This window comes from Moorena sp. SIO3H5, from assembly GCF_010692395.1.
Classification (GTDB): domain Bacteria; phylum Cyanobacteriota; class Cyanobacteriia; order Cyanobacteriales; family Coleofasciculaceae; genus Moorena.
The window spans coordinates 1-8,628 of record NZ_JAAHHS010000335.1 but is presented as its reverse complement, the minus strand read 5'-3'; the positions used below and the strand labels follow the sequence as shown (position 1 = coordinate 8,628).

7 protein-coding genes are annotated in these 8,628 nt (G+C 42.4%); all 7 read right to left on the bottom strand.

All coding sequences use genetic code 11. The annotated features are described in order from the left end of the window. Positions 1 to 201 precede the first annotated feature (201 nt). The gene (locus F6K52_RS27340; protein WP_293085795.1) at positions 202 to 2,193 is read right to left on the bottom strand and encodes a hypothetical protein; all 1,992 of its coding nucleotides are present in this window, start codon (positions 2,191 to 2,193) and stop codon (positions 202 to 204) included. Positions 2,194 to 2,212: 19 nt separating this feature from the next. Next, the gene (locus F6K52_RS27335; RefSeq protein WP_293085792.1) at positions 2,213 to 2,881 is read right to left on the bottom strand and encodes a phage tail protein; all 669 of its coding nucleotides are present in this window, start codon (positions 2,879 to 2,881) and stop codon (positions 2,213 to 2,215) included. A gap of 11 nt (positions 2,882 to 2,892) precedes the next feature. Continuing rightward, positions 2,893 to 3,825, bottom strand: a complete 933-nt coding sequence (locus F6K52_RS27330) for a baseplate J/gp47 family protein (RefSeq protein WP_293085788.1) — start codon at positions 3,823 to 3,825, stop codon at positions 2,893 to 2,895. A gap of 12 nt (positions 3,826 to 3,837) precedes the next feature. Next, the gene (locus F6K52_RS27325; protein ID WP_293085784.1) at positions 3,838 to 6,888 is read right to left on the bottom strand and encodes a putative baseplate assembly protein; all 3,051 of its coding nucleotides are present in this window, start codon (positions 6,886 to 6,888) and stop codon (positions 3,838 to 3,840) included. Further along, the gene (locus tag F6K52_RS27320) at positions 6,888 to 7,289 is read right to left on the bottom strand and encodes a GPW/gp25 family protein (protein ID WP_293085781.1); all 402 of its coding nucleotides are present in this window, start codon (positions 7,287 to 7,289) and stop codon (positions 6,888 to 6,890) included. The genes F6K52_RS27325 and F6K52_RS27320 overlap by 1 nt, the downstream gene beginning before the upstream one ends. Before the next feature lie 163 nt (positions 7,290 to 7,452). After that, positions 7,453 to 7,851, bottom strand: a complete 399-nt coding sequence (locus tag F6K52_RS27315) for a PAAR domain-containing protein (RefSeq protein WP_293085778.1) — start codon at positions 7,849 to 7,851, stop codon at positions 7,453 to 7,455. A gap of 13 nt (positions 7,852 to 7,864) precedes the next feature. Continuing rightward, complete coding sequence (locus tag F6K52_RS27310) at positions 7,865 to 8,512, bottom strand: phage baseplate assembly protein V (protein ID WP_293085775.1); 648 nt, start codon at positions 8,510 to 8,512, stop codon at positions 7,865 to 7,867. Positions 8,513 to 8,628: the final 116 nt, after the last annotated feature.

Genomic DNA, 8,628 nt, shown 5'->3' with positions numbered 1-8,628 from the left:
TAGCTTGGTTTTCCCCTGCCATATTAGTTTTTGCTAGCAATTATTCGATTACCTGAATAGCACCACTGATACGCAAGAGTGTATCTCGCAGATTAACCTTTTGATTTTCCAAATCCGTGATCATTTTTGTCCTTACTCAAATTCATTTTTTAGTTCCTGAAGCCGTTTGTCTAATTGTTGTTTCATTTGTGTATCGCCTACTTAGCGTGGAATTAAGATGTAGTTCACTAAAGGCCTGACTGTTCGTGTGTTTTCGTCGAACCATCTACCATCACTGTTCTGACTAACTTTATATTTATATCGTGCATGAATTTTCCAGGATGTTGTATTATTAACTATTGCCCAACATTCTATCTTTAATAACGCATTATCTCCTTCTGAACGTGGCTCCTCTAGACCCATTACTCTGGGAGAAACAAAAATATTCCAGTCACGAGTGGTTCCCCAAGGGACTGTAACAATATCGTTATGGCTAGCGTAACCGGCTTTAGAAAAATCTTGACCGTTCCTCAAAATGCGACCGTTTATATTTACAGTTTCATTCACCTCTAACTTAGTGGCCTTAACAGTTCCATCCACCTCTAATTTTTCAGTAGGATTATCTGTACCAATGCCAACATTCCCAGCATTATAGTAAATCCTGTTACTACTACCATTAGACCACTGTCCAGCGCTAATACCAGTTAAACCAGAACCATCCCCTTCAAACTTAGTGGCCTTAACAGTTCCATCCACCTCTAATTTTGTACTAGGATTTGTTGTCCCAATGCCAACATTACCAGAAGTAGGATGAACTGTTAACCCATCCCGCGAAAGCATATCAGAAACACTAGGAAGCCAGCTATCATTATCTAAATTGGCTAGGTATGGTAAGGCTAGATATACTTCAAAAAGTCCGTCATCCTCGTCACCCTCTATACCCATAGAAAAACTCTGACCACCCAACTTCGTTACCTCAGATGTGGGAATTACGAGATCTACTCGATACCAACCATCTGGAGCATTATCACTTTGCTCTTTGGTAATACCAATACCCCAATGAGGGTGAGCGAAATTATTAGACAGCCCAGCATTTTCGCCAAATTTAACTTGTTTACCAGAAGAAATCTTGAGCCAAGCTTTGAAGTGTACGTACTTTTTGCTTAAAATATTGCCTTGGCCATCAAAGGGAAAATATACTATGGTGCTTTCTCCTGAATTATCCCCAGTAATTTTCAAAATCCTACCGTCATTAAAACTAACCCAACCACCAGCTAAACCACCTCTTTTTATTCGGGCACCTTTGTTACTTCTGCCAAACCAATAAGGATTTTCTTCGGTTGCATCATCTACACTATCGGCAGCATTGGCTGGTTTTTCTCCTACATAAGGTCCTTCAAACCCTTTCGTGAAAGGGTGAGCTGCTTCTAAAGTAACATTCCCCTGGGTGGTGTACCCAGCAGGCTTGTTGCCATCGAGTATATTCATGTAGGAATTTCTGATTAGATTAGGCGGCATTGATGACCCCGTAATCATGCCAGAGGTTCTAATATTGCCATCAACAGTTAAGTTTTCACTAATGGTAACATTGCTAGTAACATTTAGGGGAGCATTCACATTTCCGGTAACTTCAAAATCTCCAGAAACTGTTAGCTTTTCACCAATAGTCAAAGGTCCTAATAAGGTTGATCCCGGTGGAATATTAACACTAGCTAACCTGCGCACAGAGTTATCAATGTTATCCTCAACATTACCATTGGTATCTAATTGAATCTCAGCTAATAAAATCACTGCACCATCATCACCAGGCTCAGTACTCCTTGCTTCAAGTTGGGGACGCTCAGTGGTACGAGTATATTTAGTTTCACTCCCCAATGTATAGCTATCTTGCTCATCCTCAACGTCTTGAGCTCCAATGGTAATGTAAATCCTAATTCCCGCCTCAAACTCAGATAGACTAACCGTTTTTATCTCAGCAGGTTGCTCATCAATAACAACAATTTCCTTACCGTTACTATCAATAGCAAGACCACTATTAACGGATACTTGCTTATCTCCCGATTTGATAACTTCTAGTCCTTCTACCACACCCCAAGTATGGAGGGAGCGATTATGAAGATGGCGCATTCGGCGATGGTAAGCTTGTTCGTCCTCAAAATCATTTTCTACTAAAAATTGGGACGTAAAGTAGTTTAGTCGCTTAATTTCAGTCATGATTTGTATCTCCAGTTATTTAGTTTGTGTCTTCAGAAGCAGTTCCTAGCAAGGTATCAATCCCTACCGTTGAGTGTTTACCAATTTGCATACTGGGAAACTCAATGTTTAGTTGGTAATAGGTATGAGCAGGCTTTTCTAGTTCAATAATAGAACGGGCTATTGCCTCTTGCCTTGCTTGTTCTTCGGGAGAATCTCGCGATAAAGCTATGGTAATTTGGAAGAAGTGAGCAGGCCCACCACCTAAATAAGCATCTCGACCGACCATTGAAGATACTCCAATTTGAAAAGCTGAAACAATAGGTTCAGTAATCGTAGGTTCACCACGGGTAAAAATTTTCAGGAGTTGTATGAGGTTTTCTTTTGTGCCTCGAAACCGATAACGTTGAACGATGCTAGCAATAAAATTACGCTGCACTTCTGGTTTTAAATCTGCTCGGAGACTTAACGCTGTCCAACCAGCTAGCCAGGATAAAAATTCTTCTGGTGTCTCTTGAGGATCCAAAAGGGTAGGAATTTTTGAAATAGTTGTTTCTAAACCCTCAAACTTAAATTCAATATCATCGTTAAGGCCCAGTAAAACCTTTTCAAAAGCTAGCAGGAATTGCCCAAGAAAGGGATCGGTGTGATGGAGTGCAGGAAGATAATCTAGAAGTTGACTTGGCGATCGCGTGGCTAGGAATGACATCGGCTTTATCGTTATGTTTGAATAGGGGATTGGGTTGTTAAATCAATCTGCTCAGCTTTAACGTCAACCAGTTCATGGGACTTGATTTGTATACCAATTAGTTCTCCGTTAGCATTATTGCGGATGTAACGTTCAGACTCACCACTTGCTAATTCATCAATTAGCTGAAGTTCTTCCAGTCCCTGAGTTTTTTCTACATAATCAACTCCAGATACCATATCAAGTAGTTCATAAATTTCCGAAATATAAACGTTGCGACCAAAAGGCCATCCATTTCCTTCGGTTACTCCTCTTAACGGAGCAAAAAATTCCTCTAGAGCTTGTTTAGCTTTGACTTGAACCTCTGCTTCTGGTGCATCCTGTTTGAGTACTATAGTTAATCGCACTCGAATCTTTACGTAGCGAGGTTCGACAACATGAATGGCAGTAGTCAGTAAACGCCTGGGTTCAAGATACTCTTTGACAACCTGCTTCAAATCGTACTGCGGCTGAGCAGGAACAATGATAATGCTAATGTGTCCGGGACTGTCTCCATGCTGATTGAGGGGGTCTGATTCCAGATTGCGCTTGGGTACACAACGGGCACGAGCTACTCGAGGATCAGCTTCTTTTGCTAATTCTTCAAAATCAGCACAGGTTATGGCTCGGTAGCGATCGCGTACTTGGGTAATGGCATTTTTAATCTCTGTCTGTAAATCCTCCGTTTGCTCCCAACTTGGTCCATTCAGCAGTTGTAAAAACATCCGCATATTGGCCTCTGTTACCCGATTTTGCCGATAGAGCAGCATTTCGGTAAGGTAGGCAAACAGCTCAATCAGGGTAATACCAGGATCAGAAGGATTGTGATTAGTCCATTGGGGCGCATAGGTAGGAATCATACCCAGGGCTTCTTGCACCAAGTCGTCATAGGTGCGGTCATCAAGATTAGGCAATTCTATTGGCATGAGCTACCCTCCTCACGATTCCACAAAGGTTAAACTGATGTTATGCTTGCCGGAATAGACTAAAAAGCGACCGGTCTGTTTAACATCTTCTAGTTCTTGCGGGTCATCCACCTCTTCATCCACCTCCAGACTGGGAACATGATCAACTCCAGCTATCCCTTCCAGCAGTCGGTAAAAGTCAGATTTATAGGGTTGACGACCAAAATTCCAACCCATGCCCTCAAAACCACCGGTTAGGGGATGCAGAAAACTAGCTAAAGTTTGTTCCACTGTTTGTGCTACCTCACGAGCTCGTTGTAGGGAAGTAACAGCAATTTCTGCAGTAATATTGACACGGACATAAAGAGCGCCTACCACGGAGATTTCAACTGTTGGTTGGGTGTAGGCTTGTAGGTAGTTTTGGACGCCCTTGATTAGCTCCAAACTGGGTCGGGGTTTAGCTTCCATGGAGCGGGGTACAATAATCACGCTGACTGCTCCCCCTAAATCCGGGTTGGGATCGAGGGGATTAGTTTTCAAATTGGCTAAGGGTACACACTTGGCTCTGATTACCTCTGGTGAAGCCAGCTTGGCTAAATCTTCGTAGTCTTCCCTAGTCACAGCACGCTGACGATGACGAATTTCCTTAGGTGCGCGCTCGATTAGGGAGTCAAGGCTTTCCGCTTCTGCCCCCCCTGCTGCTGCTTGATGGTTAATCACTTTGTCCACATAGGGGACTGTGGTTTTGAGTTGGACAATCGCCCCAACGGGTTTGTTTCCAGCAGTTCCACCACCAGTTTGATAGCGACTCATGCGGATATTGCCTTTACCAGGAGGAGGAATCAGTCCATTGCGTCCATCCCCAAAGGTAATTTTTCCAGTAAGATTATCAAGGACATAATGACGATCCCGTGGTTGTGATTGATAGAAATCCGGGACTTGATGCCAACGGACCCAAATCTCTTGAGGTCTTCCGGTTTCATTAGTAGTAACAGTAATAGCGTTTTCCCCTTCTTCAAGGACAATTTTGTCCTTTTCTAGGGCAGAAGGTATTTCCGATTCCCGCACTTCCAGCTCTTGACCTGCTAATATTGGCTGACTAGTTGTCTGGAATTTTTGATTTTCACTCCCGTCACTGGAGCCAACAATTTCGTTTTGAATCGTAGCTGTTTGTGCTGCCATGGTAGTGTTAAGCAGTACTTGTTTCAGCTTAGGTTCAACCTCGTAGTCACCCTTTAACCATTGAACCCGCAGCCAATAACGGGGAGGTAAATTAAAGTCTTCTTTTGGTGAAAAATCCCCTGGTGGCAGAAATTCAATTAAACCAGAACGGGTAAAGTTTTCCGTTTCATCTCTTATGGTTAGTTGTCCCCATTCTTGGCCATCCCAATATTCCCATAATAGTTGAATTTGTTCATTTTGATGCAAAATTGTAATAGTATTGTCTCCATAGTTGACCTCAGTTACACAGTGAAACAGGCTGATAGTACGATTGGGGAAATCTGTTCTAGCTAATGGTAACCTAAAGCCCAGATAGAAAGCTTGTTTATCAAGGGCTGTTCTTTTAAAAGGAATTAAAGGTTTAGGACTATTAGTTGAATAAACGAAGTCATTGTAGGTGATAACGTCTTCTGGGTCTTCGTCTGATAGTGTTAAGCTGTGGCTAACTACAATTGATTCAATCAAGGGTGGAGCAAATGTTGCTGCCTGCAATTGATAGCTGTCTCCTACTTGTTGATAGGATGCTTCTCTACCATAGTTTCCGGCAATAATTCGCACACGAATCCAGAAACTTTCTACTCCATTAACGGTTGTGGGAGCAGGTTTTTCAAATAAGGTAAAGGCTACCTGACCATTTTGAGTAAAAACCTGGGTAGTATCTTGAAATCGAGATTCTGGATTATTAGTAGTGTTGTCTGAAGCAACTGCATTTCCTAATTCTTGCCAGACGTTACCATTCCAAAATTCCCATTTCAGTCTTAGATTTCTGGAGGCTTGGGTAGGTCTAGGAAATTCATCTGCTTCACCACTACCTTCTGTGGCGGGATTTCTCAAGTTAACCTGAAGAGTAATTTGAGCATTTTCTTGTTCAAAAATTTTACTATTGGCTAAATATAAGGTATCTCCAAGCTTTGGTTTTTCACCAAAGGGGAAAAACTCTTTAGTTAAATCAACGGGCAATTGATTAAGAAAAGCCTTTTCGATTAATAGTTCAGTAGAACGGATAGTAGCTTCAAGTTTGATATCCTCAATTTTAGGTAAGTTATCGACAAGGGTAATCGGAGTAACTAACCGGCAGCGAAGCCAACGAGTAGTTACTGAATTAACAGTAGTTAACGGTAAAGCGGTAATAGTACCAAATTCAATTTCGCGATCGCCACTTTGAGTCAACCCTTGGGTTCCATCATTGCTCGGTGTAATATCTTGCCAATTAGCTCCATTTTCCATTTCCTGCCAAATTTGCCATTTTATCTCTCCTGTTCCAACCAGGGCTTCTGATAAATTAATCGTTACTTTAAAGGTATCAATTTCAGCAAACCCTAAAAGTTTGCTATGTCCAATGTATAAACTATGTTCAATGGGTTGGTTGCCCCGAAAAACCTCAACGCCTGGTGATGCTGGCTTAGTAATAATTGAAGTGCGATCGCTATACAAATCCTGTTGGGTATCCCGCACAAAAATAGACTCTATTTTTGTAGTTGTTACTACCAATTCCCGTTCAGTTTCAAAAATAACAGGGTCTTGTTCTCCTTCCGCTGGAGGTGCAGCAACTTGTGTCCCTTTTGGCACTACTGCATCAACGGTAGTTCCGGCAGCTAAGGAAAATGTCAAGGGTACTCGTGCTGGTTGGGGTGGTAAACGAGAAGCTCCTAATAAATCTAAAAACCCTAAGAAGTTTTTATCGGGAACTTGATTGAGTCGCTCGATAATTATCTCGGCAAAACGGGCAAAGATATTAACGATAGCAGCACTCGTTCCTTGAAGAGGTTTAGTTTCTCCTGTATACTGTTCCAGCAGTTGCTGCACCTGAGCGGCAATAGTCTCTGCTGTTCTAGAATCAATTTTAGGAGCTTTTATTACCATCAACCTGCACTCCCTTCTAGATAAAATGGATACACTAGGTTAAAAACATTATTGGTTGCTCGCACTTGATAGTCGATACTGACAAGCATTTTCTCCCTCTCTTGATTTGATGGAGAGTCTACCCGCACATCTAAGACATCAATGCGGGGTTCAAAGAATAGTAGGGCTTCCTGTATAGCTTGGGATACTTTACCAGCAGTGGCAGGTGAATTTGGCTCAAAAACTAAGTCATAAATGCTGCAACCAAAGTCAGGACGCATGGCTCGCTCACCTTTGGCTGTACTAAGGATAATTACTATTGACTGGCGTACACTCTCTTCATATTCGGCAAGTTGGAAATCTCCCCCGGTATCTAAACTGATGGGAAATCCTACTCCAATACCTAAAAATGGTTTAGACATATAGCGTTTTTCAATAGGGAACAGGGAATCATATCCCCCCCTTATTAAGGCAGGGCTGTTTCTTGCGTCGGAGATCCCCCATTATCCCCCTTAAAAAAGGGGGACTTTGAGTGTGGCTCCCCCCTTATTAAGGGGGGTTAGGGGGGATCCCATCTTCTCCTTTTCAGCCAATAAAAACTGTACCCACTGCGATTACTTGCCCCACTGGTGCATCGGCAGGATCATTACAAGTCTCAGCAATATCTCCATTTCTGGCTGCTTGTTTACCGTTAATTTTTACCGTTGGGCTACCAATTTTAATGGTTCCTTTATTAGCAGGAGGAGTTTGAAAAGAAGTCCCCGGTGGAGTGGGAATATGAGGTGGGGTATTATCCGCAGTGCTATCTACCGTAGCGGCTGGCATCCCCATAATGTTGACATCACTGCTCAAATTGCCATTGATAATGCCCGCAAAAGGATGGGGTAGGGGAGTTGGTACTGGTCCTCCTGCTGAGGGTACCATCACAATATGAGTATCAATAGCGGTAATGCGATCGCCTTGTTTTGCTGCTGGTTGTCCCATAATTCGATTTAGACTAGTTAAGATTAATAGTTTGACCTTTAAGATTCATAGTGCTGCTGGCTTTAATATCCATTCCTGCACCGGATTCAACTTTGGTATCTGCTGAAGATTTGATTTCAATAGTTTGTGCCTCTAGTTTAATAGAACCTTGGGATGCTGATAGAGTAATGTCGCCATCGGTGGTAATAGCAATGGTGTTGGTAGCTGTATCAAAAACAATACTATTTTTATCGGTTTTATCAACAATTTCAATAGTTTCCGCCCCCTCTTCATCATTGAGACGGATGACATGACCGCTACGGGATTTGATTACCCGGATATTATTAGCACCATCTTCATTAGTTGCTGGTGGTAATTCTATACCATTCCACAAAGACCCGATAATATAGGGCAAACGGACATCACCATGTTCAAAAGCTACTAATACTTCATCATCTACTTCCGGCAAAAAATAAATCCCTCTTTCATTTCCTGCCATTAGTGTGGCTATCCTCGCCCAGTCACTTTCGTCTTCATCACTTAGCCAGGGGTATTTCACTTTAACCCGACCTAGTCCTTCTGGGTCTTCATTGTTGGTAATTACACCAACTACGACACCATAAATACGAGATGCATGAGCTTCTCTTTCCCCCGTATCAGTTAGTAGCTCAAATAACGTCATGTGCTGTTCCTCCGAGCTGTAAAATGGGTGCGATATCCCGACTGGGCGTGATAATGATTAACAGTGGCAGTGACATAATACTGACCGTTGAAGCGTTTTCCTAAGCCCTCAATCTA